The sequence below is a fragment of the uncultured Candidatus Kuenenia sp. genome (assembly GCF_900696675.1).
Lineage (GTDB): Bacteria > Planctomycetota > Brocadiia > Brocadiales > Brocadiaceae > Kuenenia > Kuenenia stuttgartiensis_A.
In genome coordinates this window covers 1-19,945 of record NZ_CAADGZ010000065.1, presented here as the reverse complement: position 1 = coordinate 19,945, position 19,945 = coordinate 1, and the positions used below count along the sequence as shown (strand labels likewise).

15 protein-coding genes, 1 pseudogene and 1 riboswitch are annotated in these 19,945 nt (G+C 41.7%); of the genes and pseudogenes, 6 read left to right on the top strand and 10 right to left on the bottom strand.

The genetic code is table 11. From position 1 onward, the window contains the following. Positions 1-159 precede the first annotated feature (159 nt). The 4 genes from QZT26_RS10695 to QZT26_RS10680 all read right to left on the bottom strand — a co-directional run bounded on the left by QZT26_RS10695 (position 160) and on the right by QZT26_RS10680 (position 6,015). Positions 160-852 (bottom strand): peptidoglycan recognition family protein, encoded by a 693-nt coding sequence (locus tag QZT26_RS10695; RefSeq protein ID WP_099326061.1) that lies wholly within the window; start codon positions 850-852, stop codon positions 160-162. A gap of 71 nt (positions 853-923) precedes the next feature. Next, positions 924-1,080, bottom strand: a riboswitch (cyclic di-GMP riboswitch). Positions 1,081-1,317: 237 nt separating this feature from the next. Then, positions 1,318-3,636, bottom strand: a complete 2,319-nt coding sequence (locus QZT26_RS10690) for a 4Fe-4S binding protein (protein WP_295102055.1) — start codon at positions 3,634-3,636, stop codon at positions 1,318-1,320. Between the two features lie 153 nt (positions 3,637-3,789). Continuing rightward, complete coding sequence (locus QZT26_RS10685; protein ID WP_099326059.1) at positions 3,790-4,782, bottom strand: DUF362 domain-containing protein; 993 nt, start codon at positions 4,780-4,782, stop codon at positions 3,790-3,792. A gap of 66 nt (positions 4,783-4,848) precedes the next feature. After that, positions 4,849-6,015 carry a PQQ-binding-like beta-propeller repeat protein gene (locus tag QZT26_RS10680; RefSeq protein ID WP_099326058.1) on the bottom strand — a complete coding sequence of 389 codons (1,167 nt, stop codon included), beginning with the start codon at positions 6,013-6,015 and terminating at the stop codon, positions 4,849-4,851. 869 nt (positions 6,016-6,884) lie between these two features. On the opposite strand from QZT26_RS10680, the gene QZT26_RS10675 reads away from it, so the two are divergent. Both QZT26_RS10675 and QZT26_RS10670 read left to right on the top strand, forming a co-directional pair. After that, positions 6,885-9,194 carry a PAS domain-containing sensor histidine kinase gene (locus tag QZT26_RS10675; RefSeq protein WP_295102053.1) on the top strand — a complete coding sequence of 770 codons (2,310 nt, stop codon included), beginning with the start codon at positions 6,885-6,887 and terminating at the stop codon, positions 9,192-9,194. A 338-nt stretch (positions 9,195-9,532) separates the two neighbouring features. After that, a complete protein-coding gene (locus QZT26_RS10670) occupies positions 9,533-10,900 on the top strand; it encodes a sigma-54 dependent transcriptional regulator (protein WP_295102051.1) in 1,368 nt (455 codons plus the stop codon). Between the two features lie 14 nt (positions 10,901-10,914). On the opposite strand, the pseudogene QZT26_RS17890 reads toward QZT26_RS10670, so the two are convergent. The 4 genes and pseudogenes from QZT26_RS17890 to QZT26_RS10655 form a co-directional block, all read right to left on the bottom strand. Next, positions 10,915-11,139: pseudogene (locus QZT26_RS17890) on the bottom strand (hypothetical protein). A gap of 120 nt (positions 11,140-11,259) precedes the next feature. Then, the gene (locus QZT26_RS10665; RefSeq protein WP_099326055.1) at positions 11,260-11,901 is read right to left on the bottom strand and encodes a cation transporter; all 642 of its coding nucleotides are present in this window, start codon (positions 11,899-11,901) and stop codon (positions 11,260-11,262) included. A 111-nt stretch (positions 11,902-12,012) separates the two neighbouring features. Then, positions 12,013-12,564: a polymer-forming cytoskeletal protein gene (locus tag QZT26_RS10660; protein ID WP_164995408.1), complete on the bottom strand. Its 552-nt coding sequence runs from the start codon at positions 12,562-12,564 to the stop codon at positions 12,013-12,015. A 114-nt stretch (positions 12,565-12,678) separates the two neighbouring features. Continuing rightward, entirely contained in the window at positions 12,679-13,140 is a 462-nt protein-coding gene (locus QZT26_RS10655) for a polymer-forming cytoskeletal protein (RefSeq protein WP_164995409.1), read from the bottom strand. Positions 13,141-13,443: 303 nt separating this feature from the next. Here QZT26_RS10655 and QZT26_RS10650 point away from each other — a divergent pair, with 303 nt between their 5' ends. From QZT26_RS10650 to QZT26_RS10635, 4 genes are all read left to right on the top strand, one after another. Further along, positions 13,444-13,878 (top strand): hypothetical protein, encoded by a 435-nt coding sequence (locus tag QZT26_RS10650; RefSeq protein WP_157820642.1) that lies wholly within the window; start codon positions 13,444-13,446, stop codon positions 13,876-13,878. A gap of 209 nt (positions 13,879-14,087) precedes the next feature. After that, positions 14,088-14,936 carry a hypothetical protein gene (locus QZT26_RS10645; RefSeq protein ID WP_295102044.1) on the top strand — a complete coding sequence of 283 codons (849 nt, stop codon included), beginning with the start codon at positions 14,088-14,090 and terminating at the stop codon, positions 14,934-14,936. A 114-nt stretch (positions 14,937-15,050) separates the two neighbouring features. After that, on the top strand, positions 15,051-16,109 hold the full coding sequence (locus tag QZT26_RS10640; protein WP_157820641.1) for a transporter: 1,059 nt from the start codon (positions 15,051-15,053) through the stop codon (positions 16,107-16,109). A gap of 155 nt (positions 16,110-16,264) precedes the next feature. Further along, positions 16,265-17,668: a cobyrinate a,c-diamide synthase gene (locus QZT26_RS10635; RefSeq protein WP_099326048.1), complete on the top strand. Its 1,404-nt coding sequence runs from the start codon at positions 16,265-16,267 to the stop codon at positions 17,666-17,668. Here the strand turns inward: QZT26_RS10635 and QZT26_RS10630 are convergent. Next, a complete protein-coding gene (locus QZT26_RS10630; protein ID WP_099326047.1) occupies positions 17,654-18,694 on the bottom strand; it encodes a chemotaxis response regulator protein-glutamate methylesterase in 1,041 nt (346 codons plus the stop codon). The genes QZT26_RS10635 and QZT26_RS10630 overlap by 15 nt on opposite strands. Before the next feature lie 44 nt (positions 18,695-18,738). Beyond that, a complete protein-coding gene (locus QZT26_RS10625) occupies positions 18,739-19,572 on the bottom strand; it encodes a CheR family methyltransferase (protein WP_099326046.1) in 834 nt (277 codons plus the stop codon). Positions 19,573-19,945 lie beyond the last annotated feature (373 nt).

Genomic DNA, 19,945 nt, shown 5'->3' with positions numbered 1-19,945 from the left:
ATAATTCCATCAACTTATTCATAAGTAGTGTCCTCCAAATTGTCTGATTACTATTTACGAGGATACTACTATACTTTATAATAAACTAAAAATCACCTTTTTGGTTGCGGCCAAAGGCCGCGCTAGGCCCTTTGTGGTTAAACTTTATGTGCTTTGTGGTTATGATTTTCGCGAAGGGGATATTTCGTTAGAGGCAAACTGAATTAAACTCGTCTTAAATTCAGCCATGGGGAAATTTTTACCGGGGCATGCAGTTCCTTTTTGATGAACCTGGCTATGTAATATGATGTTCGATAAAGGGATGTCATATTTCGAGGAAAGATAACGGGTCAACCTAACCAGCGAATCAAATTGATCCTCAGAAGGTTTCCCGCCGTTTTCAAAATCACCCACGAGGCAAATGCCTATCGCCACCTGGTTGCAATCCATATTTGCCGTGTGAGCGCCATGAATTTGGTTCTTCCAGCGATTTCCTACCTCTATTTCTCCATCGCCAGAAAGAGTTCCATTGCCAATCACAAAGTGATATGCCAATCCATACTTCCACCCTTTCTTTTCTCTATGATAGGTATCAAACCGGGTTGCATTTCCTTTCTCTGAAGCGCTATGGTGTATAACAATATATTGCCACGGTCTTTCCTTTGTATCTATTGTATCTATCTCGCAAATCTGAGATATTTTTTGTGCAAATGCCGCTCTCAGCATATCGCTTTCCGATATCACCGTTCTTACCTCTGCGGAACTGCTGCTAATAAGAGGCAAGGCGCCAATAATACCTCCTGCCGCAACAATCATTGTTAACGACACATATTGAATAATCTTTTCGTATGTACGATTTCTCATTGTATTCATTTTAAATCACACTATAGTAATAAATAAAAAAGCCCTGCTACGGAATAAAATAAACGTTATACAGTTTTTTATTCGGTAGCAGGGCTTTCTTCACTGTTTAGCGGTATCGCGAAATTTTTCTCTTCATCCTTCTGCGGATTTTTTGTTTTACGCTTTGTGCGCCGCTGAATAAGTTAAAGACTCTTTGCTTTGCGTCCCAGCCTCACGACTGGTTTGCCTTTATCAATAGTTACTATAAAAAAGAGCTATTGTTTTAGTAAGTACATTATAAAATCATTCATTTTTTTGTCAATAATTAATTCGGCGTCAAATAAATAGCTCCGGGGGAAAAGCGCAAGGCGCAACCCTCAATCTGCAATTTTGCCGATTGCCAATTTCAGAAGTCAGAGTTTTTCGCGGACATCTGACCTCCGACCTCTGGCCTCTATTGAAAGCCGATTGTAGATTGCCGACCGCTCGAGTCCTTTATTTGATTTTATCATTTTGCAGTACACGGCGAAGCAATTCTTCACCCTCTTCCTTTTTTTGGGAAAGAAATGTTGCTGACAGAAGATGTTTTTCCTGCAACCATGAGGTAAAGTATCCGTTTTCGTTTTGAAAGGTATGGATGGCATTTGAGTGCGTCTCTTTTTCTCCCCATGACCTCCACAACTGAACCACCGCTTCAAATGCGATTGATGTCGCATCACGGTCTGGATATTTTATCAACAGTAGCAGTAAAGGGGCGGTCTCTTCCCTCGTTTTGTATTCTGCGATAAGGGCGTCCGTCTGTTTGCTTAAATGAAATACATTTTCTTCAATAAAATTATCGGATATATAGATATTATCCAGAATGATCTTTTCGTGAAAAAATTTCAGGCTTTCTTTCACAAGAGAATCCTCCGGCAAATAACGTACTATATCGGGGAGGATTTCTTTTTTGTAGGGCATTAAATCGATAATGGATTTACCAAAAGAAGTAATTTCTCCGCCAGAAATACTGCCCTCCCATGGCGCTACCTTTATGCAATACACATCATTCCATACACACAAGTAATTTTCAAACAAAGACGCCCTGTTGCCTAATGGTATCCCAATACCCGCACGGTCTTTTGTGAAGACGCCGAATGCGTCTTCCGCAGTTTCAAACTCCCAAACATCTATGGAAATCCTCTTCCCTGTATCATCTCCATACTCCGCATTCGTCACCCGGATAAACGAATACGCTAAATACAGCTCCGCGCCTCCATTTATATATTCATATAATTTTTCGCCTCCTTCGTAAATCCTCGGCTCTGCAATCCTTTTCCACTTTCCAAGTGTTTTGGGGAGAAAGTTGCCGGACGATACTATTTTTACAGACCTTTCTTTTTTTACCGTAGTTTGCGGCTGGATGCCTTCCACGACAATAGCGGAAGTCCCTAAAACGGGGCAGACCTTTTCACAGAAACCGCACCCTACGCAAACATCTTCTCTTACAAAAGGCCTGCGAATTTCCCGGCCTTGTTCGTCCACATAGGTATTAAAATGGATCGCCTTTGTCGGAACGGGGCACACCTCTTCACATACACCGCAATTAAAATCCTGCCATTCCTTCTTCAGTTCGGGAAGGCGTGAATAGCCCACCCATGGAATACATCTGTTATGGTCTATTCTGGCCTTTCCTAACGCGACCCACCGTTTTTCTTCAAGCGGCAAAGGTTTTATAGCCCCTGACGGACATACCCGTGTGCACAGCACACATCCATAATCACAATATCCTATCCGGGGTATTAATTGCGGCGTCCATATGCCTTCAATGCCATATTCCAATAACACAGGATGCAGTCCGTTCGTTTTGCAAACCTTCATACACTCCCCGCACCGTATGCAGCGGGCAATAAATTCTTTTTCATTCACCGCACCTGGCGGACGAATTATGGAAACGGTTTCCTTGTTTATTTTTTTCCGGTAGTTTAATTTCAAAAAAGGGGCGATTGCCGCGCCGGTAATCCCGCTTACAACAAATGCCCTCCTGGAAAGGCTGATAGCATGTTTTTGCAAAGAAGGCTGAAACCTCCTGAAGGTGACACTCTGTTCCGGACACACCTTCCGGCAGGTCATACACAAAATACACTCTCCCTCTTTCGTGCTTTTCCCATCGCTTTCTATTGCACCCATACCGCATTTTTCAACACACAAACCGCAGCTTGTGCATGTTGACGAAACATTCCGTTTAAAGAATGACCAGTCGGAGAAAAGAGCAAACAGCGCACCCATCGGACAAATATTCCTGCACCAGTAGCGCCGCAATACCATTCCAAAGGCAATGATGATCACAAAGGCAAACAAAATGATTCCGTGTGAACGGAAGAAAGGGGCATGCCAGGCAAAAAGGATTTTCTGGAAAAAGGCATGAAAAAAGGAAAATAAATAACCCAAAAGAGGAATATGTTCCAAATAAACAAAAAGGGAATCGTCCAGATGGATAATATAAGGATGGATACTCATTGCAAATACGCTTGTCGCGATGGAGAGGGGATCAAACCATCCGGCGCATTGCAGCCCCAGGAGCAGGCTTAATAAAAGAAATGCAAGGAGATAGTATTTCAGACATCTTCCGTCATAGAGCCTTCTTTGCGCATGTTTTCGAAAACTGGCAAAAAAACGGTCTGTGATATCTATTGTTGTTCCCATAGGGCAAATCCACGCGCAGAAATAGCGCCCAAAGGGTATCGTTAGCAATAAGACAATGAATGCAGGCCAGTAGTTGAAAATAAACGCCCTTACCGCCATCATTGCCCCTATAGCAGAAAGGGGACTCATGCGAAGAAATATGTTCGCCGGTGCATCTCTTTCGGTTAGAGGATCTAAAAAGAGCAGCAGATAAATGAATGCCGAGAAGCTAATGTATTGTATGACCCTGCGGAAATGAAAAGGCCAATTGTTTTGTGTGTGTTTGTCCTGCATCGCCGTTGATTACACGTGAAATTCTTCAAAACCCATTGATGTATAATCGATTTCCCCTAATCCCTCTTCATGGGATTTCCTGATATAGCCCACGTCCTTTGGCTGAATGCCAAACAATGTTGCGCCATATGCGTCAACTGCAACGGGGTCAGTGCTGACAATGATGCGCCTTGCGTGTTCCTGCGAATTATCTACATCATCCAGCCGTCCGCCAGTGGGTCCGTTCTTTTTTAAAATCCTGAAGGCGTCAAGCACGGTAAGATCTACTTTCACAAATTTGTTGAGATCTGCAATTTTTGGGTGTATATCGGTATGCAGACTTCCCCTGTCTCCTCCGATCATGCCAAAGACATTTTTCAAAGCCATGGAAAGCCTTGATGTGCCATGTTGTTTCGCTATGGGCACATTAATGAGGACGTCGACTTCGTCCTTATACACCATTTCCTCGTAAAATGACCACTGTTTTAAAACCGTGCCGTCCGGGATAACAAAATCCCTGAACCGATTTTTGTTTATGTATGAAACCTTAGCACCAGCCCGGATGGCGGCGGAAACAATGCCGCTCCTATTGTAAGATGTTTCTGGGTTTGCGGAACATGTATGGTCCATAACCACTACCGAACGGGCACCTGCATCTTTACATAATGCAACAAGCGCGGCAACGACGCAGGGGTTTGTATTGGCTGCAAATTCCGGAGACTGGTTCCATGCAATGTTTGGCTTGATAAGTACCCGGTCGCCATTGGAAACAAGTTTACGCATCCCACCCAGTGCGCTTATTGCACGCCTTACCATTTCTTTAACAACCACATCTTCTCCATTTGCGTTTGCACTATCTCCGTGAACCACAACTATCCCTGGCTTCAGATCATGTTCCTTCAATTGTTTCAGCGTAGGTTTCTTCTTTATTGCACGAAGATACGGAAGTCCATACACTCCCGCGCCTACGGCAATGCCTGTCTTTAAAAAACCTCGTCTACTGATTTTCCCTTTGCTATTCATCTTTTTAGATTTACGAATTACGGTTTGGGATGTACGATTTTAAATAGTACCTCATATGTTAAGGTACTATTTATCGAACAGAGGCACTGGAGTATCTCTTTCTTCCCCGCCAATTGCATAAAAATGATTATCATTGGAACCGATGTAAATTGCGCCATTTGGCCCAATGGCAGGTGATGCTTCAACCGCGGCCATTGTTTGGAATGACCATTTCAAATTGCCTTTTGAGTCGATGGCATAAAGTTTTCCGTCACTGGAACCAATGTAAACAGTTCCATCGGCATCGATTGCAGGGGATGATTCTACCCAACCCCCTGTTCTAAAGCTCCACTTTAATTTACAGTCAGGATAAATAGCATATACAAAGCCATTATATGCGCCGAACACAATTGCCCCATCCTTTCCTATTGCAGGACTGCTATGCACCGCTTTGCCGGTATTGACATACCAGCGAATGTTTCCGTCAGGATTTATGGCAACCATTCTCCCATTATCCGCGCCGACATACACCACCCCATCTTTTCCGATAGCGGGGGATGAAAACGAGGAATAGACGCCAGACCCCACTCTTTTTACCCACTTCTGGGCGCCATCAGCGGAAATTGCATGAAGGGTGCCTTTTTCTGCAAAGATACAGACCGAGCCATCATCCCATAGGGAAGGGGAGGCTTTTAAATTGCTTGGGGCAGTATATCTCCATTTTAATGTTCCATCAAGCGAGAGGACGTAGAGGTTGTTATCATCAGCGCCGAAATATACGGCATCTTTCGTTACCGCTGCCGAGGAGAGAATGATACCCTCCGTTTTATAAGTCCACACTACCTTTCCTTCAGGAGAAACAGCATACATTTTTTTATCCCGCGAACCAATATAAATTGTCCCATCCCTTCCGATAGCAGGAGAAGCTGTTATTTCGTCACCTACCTGAAGTACCCATTTTTCTGCACCATCCTGGTTAAGAGCATATAATCTGCCGTCTACCGAGCCGAAATAAATGACGCCGTCACACCCTACTGCAGGAGATGAGGTAATACGCGTATCAATTTTAAAAGCCCACTTTACCTCACTGTTTTTTGGCCCAACAAAAGGGCTTTGGCCGGTATGCTGCAAATCCCTTCGAAACATCTGCCATGGAATATCCGCATCTTCGGCATGGATAGATTTGAACTGAATAAGAATTGTTACTATAATGCAAAAACAGGAAATAAAAGAAAGGTTCATTTTTTTCAACATAACATTTGCTCCTGTAAATTAGCCAAATAAAGTCCTTTTTTATTATTTGTATCACATTCAGATTAAATATTATATAAAAATTGAACGGATAGTAAAATAAACGTTTTTGTAACACTTTAGTCTTTTGAAAAAGTAAAAACTGCCTTTTAGTACCTTAGCTGTAATTTCTTTGCATGTTTTGGCAAAATATTTAATGGTAAATCCGAAATGCTAAATACGAATCCACCCCCTGTACCCCCGCCACCGGGGGACATTCTCCCGCTTTGGAGGGGTAAGGGGAGGATTCCTGCTTTTTCCCAAACAGTCATCATGTTGCATTAGCAATACCCAGAAACGATGAAAATGGTTTTATAGTCATATCATATTGCGGTACATGTGCTTAAGCTATTTTTTGTAGTCTTGTTTTCAAGCCAGCGTTTGGAAACAAGCAGGGGAAATATTCAAAACCCCGTTTTTTTGTAATACTTTAGTTCTTTGAAAAATTTCAATAATAGCGCTGCTTGCCGTAAGCGTAGGGGGCGGATGATATAAACAGTTGCTGCTCGTTCCTTACTTAAAATATCTAAGCCCACTAAATTCATGTAGTGCGACGAACCTCGTCGCACTACAAATAACAATTTCCAGTTTCAAAAGACTAACGTGTTACCGTTTTTTTATTAGGATTTTGTATTTTGAAATTTGTTTCGTATTTCGTATTTCGTATTTTTTATTTCGCGCTTGTTTGATTCTTGCTTGTCCGGATTAGGGTCTAAACCCGAAAAAATTGTCGTTATACCGCGATTGCCATGCCCATTGCGGGGTTTAATTTATATGAACTTTCTTATACTTAACCAGGATTGGAACTGCCGTTGAAAACTGCAGAAAAAAATATGCCCAAACAGAAAAAAACATATTTCCGTTTTTTCAAGACCATAAAAATAAAACTTATTTTCTATCTTATACTAATTACTACCATCCCGATTCTTGTAGTAATCAGTACTTCATACAAAAAAGGGAAAAAGGCATTAAGCGAAAAAGTGGTGGAAAAACTCACTTCTATTGCTGATTTAAAAAAAACACAACTGAACAGTTGGCTACAGGAAAGGGTCGTAGATATTAGCGTTCTTTCTACAAACAAATCTTTAGAGGTATCTTTTTCCAATCTGCTGTATCTGAGAAAAGCATTTCGCACCATCGGCAGTATGAAAGAAACCGAGATCGGAAGGGTGTATTATAACCGGTTGTCAGAATATTTAAACAGCCTTAAGGAAAAACTCATTTATTGTGATGAGATATCTATCCTCGATATTGAAAACGGTGAAATTGTTATATCCACGAACCCTTCCAATATCGGTATGTTCGACAAGGATTTCCCTTATTACCTTGATGTCCTGAATAATAAGGGAATGCCTTTTAAAGATATCCACTATTCAGAATATACAAAGCAAATAGGCATGACTTTCTTTAGTACAACAAAACTCACTGATCCGATAACTATGGAGGAAACGGACGAAGTCAATGGCATTGTTCTTATCAGGGTAAACACGGAAGACTCCATCAATGCGTTAATGCAGGACTGGCCGGGAAGGGAAGATACCGGCGAAACGTTATTAGTACGCCGCAATGGCAACAAGTTGATATTTCTCAACAACTCGCGCCATTTGGCAAATACTGCACTAAGCCTGAGTATTCCCATAAGACTAATAGCGCCTGAATCTTTTATGCTCGACTCTATGGAAGAAGGCATTATGGAAGCGTATGATTACAGAGGGGTAGAAGTCCTTTGCGCTTTCCGCCATATTTCCCCTGTAAAGTGGGGGCTGCTGGTAAAGCAGGACAAACAGGAGGCCTTTAAGCCCATTACAAAATTAAAAATACATGTCATTACCTTAGTCAGCGCAAGCGTCCTCGTTATCATAGCTATCGTTTTCATCATTACCCATGGAATAACTCAGCCGATTCTTCAACTGGTGAAGGGAGCGGAAGCAATTGGCAAGGGAAGCCTTAACCACAGAATATCAATTAAATCAGGAGATGAGGTTGGCAGGCTTGCGTCCGAGTTTAACAAAATGGCAGAAAAGCTGGAAGAATCATACGCAGGACTTGAACAAAGAATAAGAGAGAGAACCTCTCAGTTGAGGGCTTCTGAAGAAAAATACAGGGAATCAATAAATCTTGCCAATGACGCCATTTTCACCCTTGACCCGGATATGGCGCATATTGTTGATTCAAACAAAAAGGCGGAAGAACTATCGGGATACACAAAAAAGGAATTAAGCCGGAGAAAAATATGGGAGATTGTGCCGGAATATGACCGGCAAAAAACCAAACATTTATGGCGTGAAATAAATAAGAAAGGCTCCGGTATGCTGGACAACCTTGATTGCCAGCATGCTGACGGAAGAATCATCCCCACGAGCATTAGCGCAAGTATTATTGCATATGGCAAAAAAAGGACGATTCAATGGATTTGCAGGGACGTCACCGAAAGAAAAAGGATGGAAATGCAGCTTATTCAAACCGAACGCCTTGCCGCTGTCGGCGAATTGGCGGCGGGCGTTGCCCATGAAATAAACAACCCGCTGGGAGGATTGCTAAATTTCGTAAAAATGATGTCCAGGGAACCGGAAAATATTTCACAAAACAAAGAATTTCTGGAATTAATGGCAGAAGGATTGAAAAGGATAGAAGTTATTGTAAAACAGCTCATGGCATTTTCCCGTCCTTATTCAACACATATGGACAATCATTGCGTAAATACGGTAGTAAGAAATTCCATACGGTTTTTGGATCACCGCATCAAAGAACAACGGATAACACTGGAAGAACGTCTGTTTTCCGGCTTGCCGGAAATTTACGCAGATGCTGATCAGATTTCACAGGTGATAATTAACATTCTGGTAAACGCGCTTGACTGCATGGATGACGGCGGAAAACTCACCATTGCCACCGGCCATTGCAACCATCTGAAATCAAGCATACACATAAAAATTACCGATACCGGGCCTGGCATTAACGATGATATTGCCAGCAGGATCTTCAACCTTTTTTTCACCACAAAAGAAATGGGAAGCGGCCTGGGACTTGCCATTAGCAAAAGGATTGTGGAAGACCATGACGGAAACATTTTTGTGGATAGCAAGCCCGGCAAAGGAACAACATTCTCTATATGTTTGCCTGTGAGAAAGGCAACAACGTAGCAAGGACTGCGGATAAAGACGCCTGGGAAAACCGTACAATGACGTAAAACAGCGACTTAAAAACACTTTCTCTTTACAATAGCAATATTTTCCTGTTAACTTAAAAAAAACCACCGCGGCAGAATGGAGAGGATAAAATAATTTTATACTTTAGTTCTATGAAAAAAACCGCTAGTTCCCAAGCTCCAGCTTGAGAACCGGCGGTTTAAATATTAAATGGTAAAATCCGAATGTTTAATTTTTTTAATCTGTACAATCTGTGTAATCTTTGGTTCCGCCTTTCGTATTTCGTATTTCGTGCTTATTTTGTTCTGGCAATGCCAGTTTAGGAGTTTCACATGAGCAACAAGATTTTAATTGTCGATGATGAAAAACTAATGAGGATTTCACTGGAGAGTCAGTTAAAAAAAGAAGGGTATGATGTAAGTTCTGTTGACAACGCAAATGAAGGGATGGGTTTGATAAGGTCGGAAGAATTTGACATAGTGGTGACGGACTTACGATTGCCAAACATGAATGGCATGGAGCTGTTAAAAGAAATTAAAAATTATAATCCGGACATTATAGTCGTAATTATGACTGCGTATGGAACCCTCGAAAGCGCTGTCGCCGCAACAAAGGAAGGGGCGTATGACTATATTGCAAAACCCTTTTCCACTGACGAATTGATCATTAAGTTACAAAGGGCGCTTCAACACAAAAACACAACCGCTGAAGTGACCCGCCTGAGAAGAGAAATACAATCTGAATTTGAGTTTCATAATATCGTTGGAAGCAGTCACGCAATGAAAAAACTTATTGAAACGGTAAAAGAAATATCTGACAGAGATTCCACCATTCTCATACAGGGAGAGAGCGGTACCGGCAAAGAAAAAATTGCGGGGGCAGTGCATTATCATAGCGGCAGAAAAATGGGTCCCTTTATCCGGGTAAGCTGCGCCGCCCTAAACAGAGAAATACTGGAAAGCGAACTTTTCGGACATGAAAAAGGCTCCTTTACCGGTGCGATAAAGACAAGACGCGGCAGATTTGAGCTTGCAAACGGAGGCTCTATTTTCCTCGACGATGTGGATGACATCCCTTTGGATATGCAGGTAAAATTGTTGCGGGTAATCCAGGAAAGGACATTTGAAAGAGTAGGCGGCGAAAAAACCCTTTCCATTAACGTAAGGATCATTTGCGCCACCAAAAAAGATCTTCTGCTACTGGCAAAAAAGGGAGAGTTCCGGGAAGATTTGTTTTACCGGTTAAACGTGGTGCCGATTACCATTCCCCCCCTTCGTGAAAGGAAGGACGATATCCCTCGTTTAATCAATTATTTTCTTAAAAAATTTGTATCAAGGCATGAAGACGCCTTGCCGGGAGTCTCCAGGGAAACCTTAAATGTTCTTATGGAATATAACTGGCCCGGAAATGTAAGAGAACTTGAAAATGTAATAGAACATGCCGTTGCGTTTTCCCATTCTCATGGCATTACTATCGATACACTGCCTGATTATTTAAAAAGAGTAGAAATCCACAAAAAACTCATTTCTATGGATTTATCAAACACTCAAACAATTCAATTACACGATGTTCTTACCGAGGTAGAAAAAAGACTTATCGAATGGGCGCACCAGAAAACAAACGGTAATCAGGTGAAGATGGCAGAAATACTCGGTATTCCAAGAACCACGCTCCGCAACAAATTGGTCCGCTTGAAATAACCTTATCCATATTATTAATCAATTTTGCGACCAATTTCAGGCAGTTCAAGTTGATTTTTTAACCTGAATACAATCCATTCTTCGAGGGTTTCCCGCAATTCCTCACGGCATTCTTCAAGCGTCTTTGCCCTGCCTCATACCCCCTTAAAACATGGCATCTCTCCCCAGTATGTATGGTTATCTTCAATTATCCCGTACTTCGCCATATCCATTGCTTTGTGAATATATTCTGTCCGCATAACAATCGCCTCAACAAAATAATAATGCTCTCAAACTCTAAATTCAGGAGTTCTGAAATTACTCTAAAAATAGGTGCTTTTAGCTATACCACAAATGGTGAACCGTCTGAGTATAAATGTTCAGGGGCAATTTGTCTGGCACTTACATCCGATACCCTTTGCCTTCAAAAATGATTCCCGACCCTCCTTCCAGGAAAAACCTGCGATCACTACCGCACCAATTGAGTCAAACCAGCCTATACCGGTAAGTTCATAACCGATGCTCGCAAAAAGGAGCGCAAAGGAAAGATATACACACGTTTTTGTACAATTTGCATCGGCTAATATCGCCGGAGAGCGAAGCGCCTTGCCAATTTTCACCTTATAATGAATCAATATCCACATGGTGACAATAGAGACTGCTGCGATAATAATACCCCAAAACGTAGTTTCCGGATGATGATGGGTAAAAATATTTACTATGGCAGTACCTGCAAGCCCAAACGTAAGCAAATAAAAGGCAAAACCCGTTATCCGGAGCGCTTGTCGTTCAAATATATCAGGTACCGCAGCAGGGTTCTTCCGCTGCCTCCTCACCATATGCCAGATGCCTACGCCTGAAATCACTTCCACAAATGAATCTAATCCAAAACCAAAAAGTGAAACAGTCTCATCTCCGAGCCCAAAACCAACAGAAACGCCGCCTTCCGCAATATTATAAAATATAGTAATAAGGGCAAGTACAGACGCCCATTTATAGAGTACGGCAACTTCTTTTTCCACAACGCCTCCCTCTTCAAATTCCAGCAGCAGTACAATACGAAACTTGCCCGATAGCAGTCGTTAGTCGGTAGTCGGCAATTTGCAGATTGAGGACTACCGATTGCCGATTGGTTAAGGCCTTGCCTCGCCTTGCAACATTCGTACACTTCCTTCAAAAATACCGCCTTTTTTTACTATTAATTTACGGCAGGTTATTGTGCCATGAACTTCTCCATGTTTTAAAATTTCCACCGCGCCCATTGCGGTGAGGTCGCCGTTTATTTTGCCATCGATAAAGGCATTCCCAACCAAAATATTTGATATCTCTATCGTTCCTTTTTTCTTTAAATACAACGTACCGTGAGTCTGAAGATTTCTTCCTAAAATCGATTTTACCTTGTAATCGCTCAGTTCATTTCGGTTATAACAATAAATACATGATACCGCCTGCGCGTTTTTATCTGCATAAATTCCCTTCCCGCACTTAAAACAAAAAACCTCTCTTTTCCCAACAGTTGTGCTTTTTGCTTTTTGGGAAGGGGAAAGGATTTCTTTCACATTGACATGCCGGCTACAATGGCTGCATAGTATCGACTCGCAATAAACCGATACGGTAAGACTGCCCTTGCAATAGGGACATGTTATTTCGATAACATCAGACACTTCATTGTTTTTAAACTTCATCAGATTAAAAATACCACAAATAAGGGGGGATATCGCATGCTCTGTAAAAACCTCGTTACTTTTAGATTTACGAAGTACGATTTTAGATTTTAAATCGTACTTCGTACCTCCAGCCTACAGGGCTTTACCTGCCGTCTTGTTTTCGTTCATTTTAGGCCTCTCCGTAAATCCTTCAGGATGTACGCTGCATTTGCCGACAAATATAACGCCTTCGTCAATTACAAGCGTTTTCGCCTGCAAATCCCCCATTAATTTTGCGTTTTTCCTAAGTTCAACCCTTTCAGAAGCGATAATATTTCCGTCCACTTGCCCCTCGACAATGGCATTCTTCACCTTAACATTCGCCTTGACAACGCCGGTGCTTCCGACAATAACCTCTCCTTCGTCTGTTAACATCTCTCCGTCAAATTTTCCGTCAATTTTTAGCGTTCTGGTAAACTTAATAGTACCCCTGAACTCCGCATCCGGCGTCAAATACGTTATATTTCCCTCTCCCATCCCAACCTCCTTTTTTGATTTACTATTTTTTTCTCTTTCATCGGAAACCACCGTTCCCCTTCGAAATAAACCCGCCATATCATACTGCCTTTCCTCTTAATTTTTAATGTTTTAAAACTGGTATTCATATTATTTTTAACAGACTTTATTTTATTCGTTACTCAGATTATATCAATGGAAATATTGCCACATTTTTTATTTGACAATAACCGTTTGAAATCTGTTAATGGTTTCGGTTTTTTGAAAAACATCCATGCAGGAAAAATCTTCCGTCAACGGCGACTGATTTACCGCAAGATAATATGCTTGTAAATGTTGTCTTCCGGGAATAAAATGTGCCTTTTCTGTAAAGGATAAAACTCAATTCTATCAATTATGAGAATGAACAGAATCAGAAATAGTATCGCCTGTTTTCAGATACTGATTATGGTGTTTTTGGCGTTATGCAGCGCCGGCATTGTTATTAACCCTCCGAAAAAGCAGGTTGCATTTTCGTGTATGGATCATGAATGTGGCTGCAAATCCGAAGCGGATTGCAGGACAAATTGCTGTTGTTTTCCTGCCGGAGACCGTTTAGTGTCACAAAATGATGCAAAGCAACAGAAAAACGGATTTCATTCTTTCATAAGCAGTATACAATGTAAATCGGGAAGCGATACACTGGCTTTTATAAAGGGCAATCTTAAATACATACTGGAAGACCCTGCAACAGACTACCGATTGGCATTTTTATGTTTTCTCTGCAATGACCCATTCATTCAACCATGCGAACCTGTAGTTTCGCCTCCTGAAAAGCCACCGCGTTACCTCTCATAAATCCACCTTTTGTTACAACACAAAACAATATACCCTTCGATAAAATAAGATGCGGCAGATGAACAGAGATAGTGTTTGCACACCAGAGCACTCCATCATATGTTTTTGGCTGCGACGGCCTGTTTTCTGCCTTATATTTTGTCAGTATCAGGCATGAAAGCCTGATGCATTCGAATTATACTCATTTTAAAAACAGGAGAAAATAACATATGTTACAACCTAAAAGATATATTCCCATTATCTCATTTTTAGGGGCAATGATTATTTCGGGGAATGCTATTGCCCATACAACGGTCATGTCGAAAAATACCCCGGATAGTTACAATTCCCGTGATGAACTTGAAGGAACGACCAGCCTTAATTATTTTAGTATAACTCACGGGTGCGACGGACAATCCATACGGGCGCAAAGTGTTGTTTTCCCCAATGGTGCGGATTCTATTGCCGAGCGATCTGATACAGAAGAGTCGGTTAATCTTCACGATCATATAGAAGGCAATCCTGTCATGGGCGCGAAACCTGCGGTAAACAGTCTTTTTAAAAAAATAAAAACACTGGAGGGATCTGTCCCGGCATTTACCTCGCATGGTACTGAAAAAACAGAAGACGTCAGGGCTTTTGTATTTACAAATGGGAATCTGAAGGATGGTTATCTGGGGGTTATTCCATGGAGCGCAACCTTTCCTACATTCAAACCGGATTCCTGCGCAACAGCGCTTACCGTATACATTGCCATTGCCAATTATTGTACCAAATCCACAGACGATACCGACCGTGCCGATATCTGGATTGGCCGTTTAACGAAAAAGTTTGATGACGAAGACGTCGTTTCCGTTGGCTTTTGGCCGTACCTTAAGGTAGTAAGAGACCTTGAAAACAATCCCCTTCCTGAGGGGTGCGATAGAGGATTTGAGATCAGTGTGTATCCTTCAGATGAGGCAATTGATGAATACCTGCCGGTAGACGGATATTGGCCTGCAGAAGGGAAGAATGGAAAAGGTGGTAAAAAAGATAAAGACGATGGAGAGCATGAAGACCATAGCGGACATAATCATTAATGATGCTTTTTACATAATTTTTTAATGTTATGGTTCTGGTGGAGGGACAGACTTAAAACCTGTCCCTCCACTGTCTTTATCTTGTTTTTCTATTCTCAGGAAAGGGTCTGTTGTATGAGAATTCTAATAACGATGGCTTTGTTTTTATTATTTGTCAACAGGGCGGTATTTGCTTTAGGCGAATGCGGCCTTGCATGCAGCCTTTCAGGCTCAACAATTTCGGAAGTAACTTTTGGAGATAAATTTGGGTTGTCACTTCAGTATGTCTATACGAAAATGGAGACAATAAGGGACGGTGACAGTCGTATCGGCAGCAACACATTATTGGATAAGGTTGCTTCTGAGTGGCCTGATATGCCTGAAGGGTCAAAAAGTTTTACAATACCTACGAGAATGATTATGCAGAAATACACGATTACCGGTTCATATGCAGCCACAGACCGATTACAGTTTCTTGTTTCCGTTCCCTATCTTATCAATGATATGGACATGAAAATGCGGATGCGGCATCAAATGGACGGGGAACATTTTATGGACATGGATATGAAAATGGAGATGGAAACTGTTGAAGGGCTTGGTGATATATCCATTATGGGATTATACTCCCTGCGTGAAAATGAGATTGATCGCCCTGCAGAGAGGCTTATGGTCGGGTTTGGACTAAAAACTCCTACCGGTAAAAATGATGAAAATACCGATTCCGGCAATCGTGTGCATGCTATGATGCAATTGGGAACAGGCTCATGGGATCCTCTTTTCCTTGTTAATTATATGCGTGAATTTTCCCCCTTTGTTTTGCAAGGGAATCTGCTCTACCAGCTTACAACGGCAGGAGACGAAGGTTACGAGTTTGGCGATCAGATTTCATTAGATATTTCTGCAAGATATCCTGTGAATAAATATATCAGCCCTGGGCTTGAATTAAACGGACTTCACACAGGCAGTAACAATGACCATGATAATAATTTCTCAAGACCTGAAACGTCTCTGCTTGACAATCCTGACAACACGGGTATTACAGCATTTTACGTTACACCCCTTGTTAATGTAAAAATCCCTAAGACGGGATGCAGCACCGACTTGAAATTTCAGTATCCGCTGTATCAGCATGTAAGAGGCATTCAGCAGGTAGTGGATTGGCGGATAATGGCTTCGGTTGTATGGAATTTTTAAACATGGAATAGTTGTTTTTATTAGGGATTCCTGACGAAGTCTGTATAATAGAGCCATTTCGTAACTATTCAGTGTGTATCATTCATGCTGAATAGTTACGAATATTTTGCCAAAAAGTGCAAAGAAATTACTGATAAAGTACCAAACGTTGAACTATGGAAAAATCATCATCAGCTTATCCGAGAATATTGGTAGCAGGCACGCATAGCGGTGCTGGCAAAACAACCGTTACCCTTGGTTTAATGTCGGCATTAAAAGAAAAGGGATACTCCGTACAGGGCTTTAAAACGGGGCCTGATTATATTGACCCTTCGCATCATACGGCCATTACCGGCAGATTGTCCCGTAATCTGGACACATGGCTCATGAGCAGGGATGTATGCCTAGAATTGTTTGACCATGCGATGGACAATGCGGATATTGCCCTCATAGAAGGGGTAATGGGGCTGTTTGACGGCTCATTAAATGGAACGGAATCCGGAAGTTCCGCCGGTCTTTCAAAGGTATTAAAAGCACCGGTAATACTGGTGATGGATGCAAAGGGTATGTCAGGGAGTGCGGGGGCGGTGGCTCTGGGTTTCAAAAAGTTTGATGAGGAATTAGCTATCCATGGAATAATTTTGAACAGGGTGGGAAGCGAGCGGCATTACAATGCTGTTAAAAAATCAATCGAAGAGAACAGCGGCATTCCTGTGCTCGGATATCTGCCGAAGAATGATGAAATAGGACTGCCGGAGCGCCACCTGGGACTTGTACCTTCCATAGAACAGGAGTTTTCCAAAGCCGTGTATCAGAAAATAGGAGACATATTATCAAAGACGGTTGATATAGAAAGAATAATTGACATTGGTTTCTCGGCGGACAAGCTTCCTTCTTTTCAAAAGAAGATATTTAGCGGCATTTCGGAACGATATAATTTAAGAATTGCGGTCGCAATGGATGAGGCGTTTAATTTTTATTACCATGATAATCTTGATTTGCTGGAGGCATATGGTGTTGAACTTGCCTATTTCAGCCCTATGTATGATAAATATGTGCCGGCGGATGTTTCTGCCATTTATATAGGAGGCGGTTTTCCGGAATTGCATGCTCCATTGCTTTCGTCAAATACCACTATGAAGGAATCGATAAGAAAGGCATATAAGAACGGGGTAGTATTCTATGGTGAATGCGGGGGAATGATGTATTTGCTTGAGCATTTAACAGCGTTTAATAACAAGTCATATGAAATGTGTGGACTCTTTAAGGGTGGCACGAAAATGGAGCAAAAGAGGCAGGGCCTGGGGTATATTACCGTGAAGGGTATCCACGATACCCTGTTATGTAGAAAAGACGAGGTATTCAGAGCGCACGAATTTCACTGGTCATCACTGCACCAGATACCCGGGCATACGCCTTCTGCCTATGAAATTGTGAAAGAAGGACATGATAAACCAAAACAGGAAGGCTTCTTTACATCGCGTGCGCTTTGTTCCTATGTACACATCCATTTTGCATCAGATATCAGATTGTTAAGGCGTTTTCTCGAATCGGTCAGAATCGCGTCAATTCAGAAATGATAAGATGGCGGAAGGAATTTTTTCGAGAGATACTATTTTTTCCGCCGCTCCCAGTTTAATCGCCTCTTTCGGCATGCCAAATACAACGCAACTCTCTTCATCCTGAGCGATAGTATTCGCCCCTGCCTCCTTCATTTTCAAGAGACCACTTGCACCGTCATCGCCCATGCCCGTCATAATGACGCCGATTGCATTGGCTCCGGCATATTTTGCAACAGATTCGAATAATACTTCCACGGATGGCCTGTGTCTGCGAACGGGGGGATCCTGGTTTATGGTAACGTAATACCTCGCGCCACTCCTGTTTAGCGCCATATGGTAACCACCCGGCGCGATCAGCGCAGTTCCAGGAACAACACTTTCTCCATCCTTCGCCTCGCTTACACGTATAGCACATAGGGTATTCAGTCGGTCGGCAAATGCTTTTGTAAATAAAGCCGGCATATGCTGCACGATTACTATGCCGGGTGCATTAGGAGGCATTTGTGTCAACACTTCTTTCAATGCTTCTGTGCCTCCAGTGGAAGCGCCGATAGCAACAATTTTATGCGTGGTTTTAATTAGTGCCTGGCTTGTTTGTGGGCGTTTTGTATCAGTTGTTTTTAACACCTTTTTTTTAATTTTGACCCTTACGGATGTCCTTATCTTTTCCGCCAATTCATCTATGACGTCGTTAAGAGAGTTTGAAACATCCAGTGTGGGTTTCGCCACAAAATCCACCGCCCCAACCTCTAATGCTTTTAATGTGGTTTCACAGCCTGATTGTGTCAAAGAACTTACCATAATTACCGGCAAAGGATAATACGCCATCAATCTCTGCAAAAAAGATATCCCGTCCATCCGCGGCATTTCTACATCTAAAGTCACAACATCAGGTTTTAGCGTTACTATCTTATCTCTGGCGACAAACGGGTCAGGCGCTGTACCTACAACTTCAATGTCAGGGTATTTACTCAGGCCGGAAGAGAGAATTTTTCTCACGACAGCGGAATCATCTACAATCAAAACCTTTATTTTACCGTTCAAAAGAAAACCTCCTTAAAAAGGTGTTTTTCATAAATACACCAATATTATTTCTGATATACCGTTGGAATAACATAGTTGAATTTGCTGTTTGTGCCTGCCAGGCTTTCGGAATGGCCGATGAAAAGATGGCCTTCAGGTGCAAGGTGTTTGTAATACTTTGAAATAAGTTCGGTTTGTGTTTGCTTGTTAAAATAAATCATAACGTTTCTGCAAAATATAAAATCAAACTGTCCCTTAAAGGGAAAGGTTTGCTCCATTAAGTTAAACCTTCTAAACACAATAATATTTTTCAATACGTCCTTCACCTGATAGTAGTCTTCAAAGTTATCGCTGCCTTTTTTAAAATATGTCTGTAACCACTGGGCGTTTATGCTTTTTAAGCGGTCTTTATGATACAATCCCTTTTTTGCCTTTTCCAATACCCTGGTAGAAAGGTCTGTCGCCAATATTTTTACGTCCCATTTGTCTATTTGTTCGATACGTTCATTAAAAACCATAGAAAGACTGTAAGGTTCCTCCCCGGTTGAACATCCTGCGCTCCACACTCTTAATTTTTTTTCTTTCATTTTCTTCTTTTTTTTTAGCAATGCCGGAAGGAGTTTTTCTGATAAAAAATTAAAATGCGCAATTTCCCTGAAAAATTCAGTAAGATTAGTTGAAATGCAATCAATCATGTGAATCATTTCTTTCCCGGTAACATCCCTTTCCGTAACATAGGTATGGTATTCCCGGAAGGATTTCAGGGAAAGAGTGCGTAAACGCTTTGCCAGGCGGGATTTTAACAATTCTTTTTTCGCCGGGGAAAGGTTGATGCCGCTTTCGTCATAAATTAATTTCTGAAATAGGGCAAATTCCTGGTCAGTAAGGTCTATTTCCATACAATTTTTTTTTAAAAGTTAATGGGGATGTTCAGCTAAATCTGAAACACAGGCCGCTGCCATGCGCCATGAAATATCAGCTTTTCTGTATACGATAGCGGGTTTTTACGGAAGTATCTTTGTTAAAGGATTGCGATGTGAATAACAAAAAAATATATTGAATTTATACCACAAAACTGTCCATTATAACGGATGTTCACCCCAAGTCAAAAAACAAAAGTGCCGTAAAAGCCTTATATTTATTGGCTTTTACGCCGAACAGCAAGCTTTTTTCTAGTGACTACCCGTATGTTCCGGCTTGGCAATACTTCTGGCAACTTTATCTGTAATGCCTCTAATAATTCATGTGATTGTTGCCGCGGACGCGGGATCT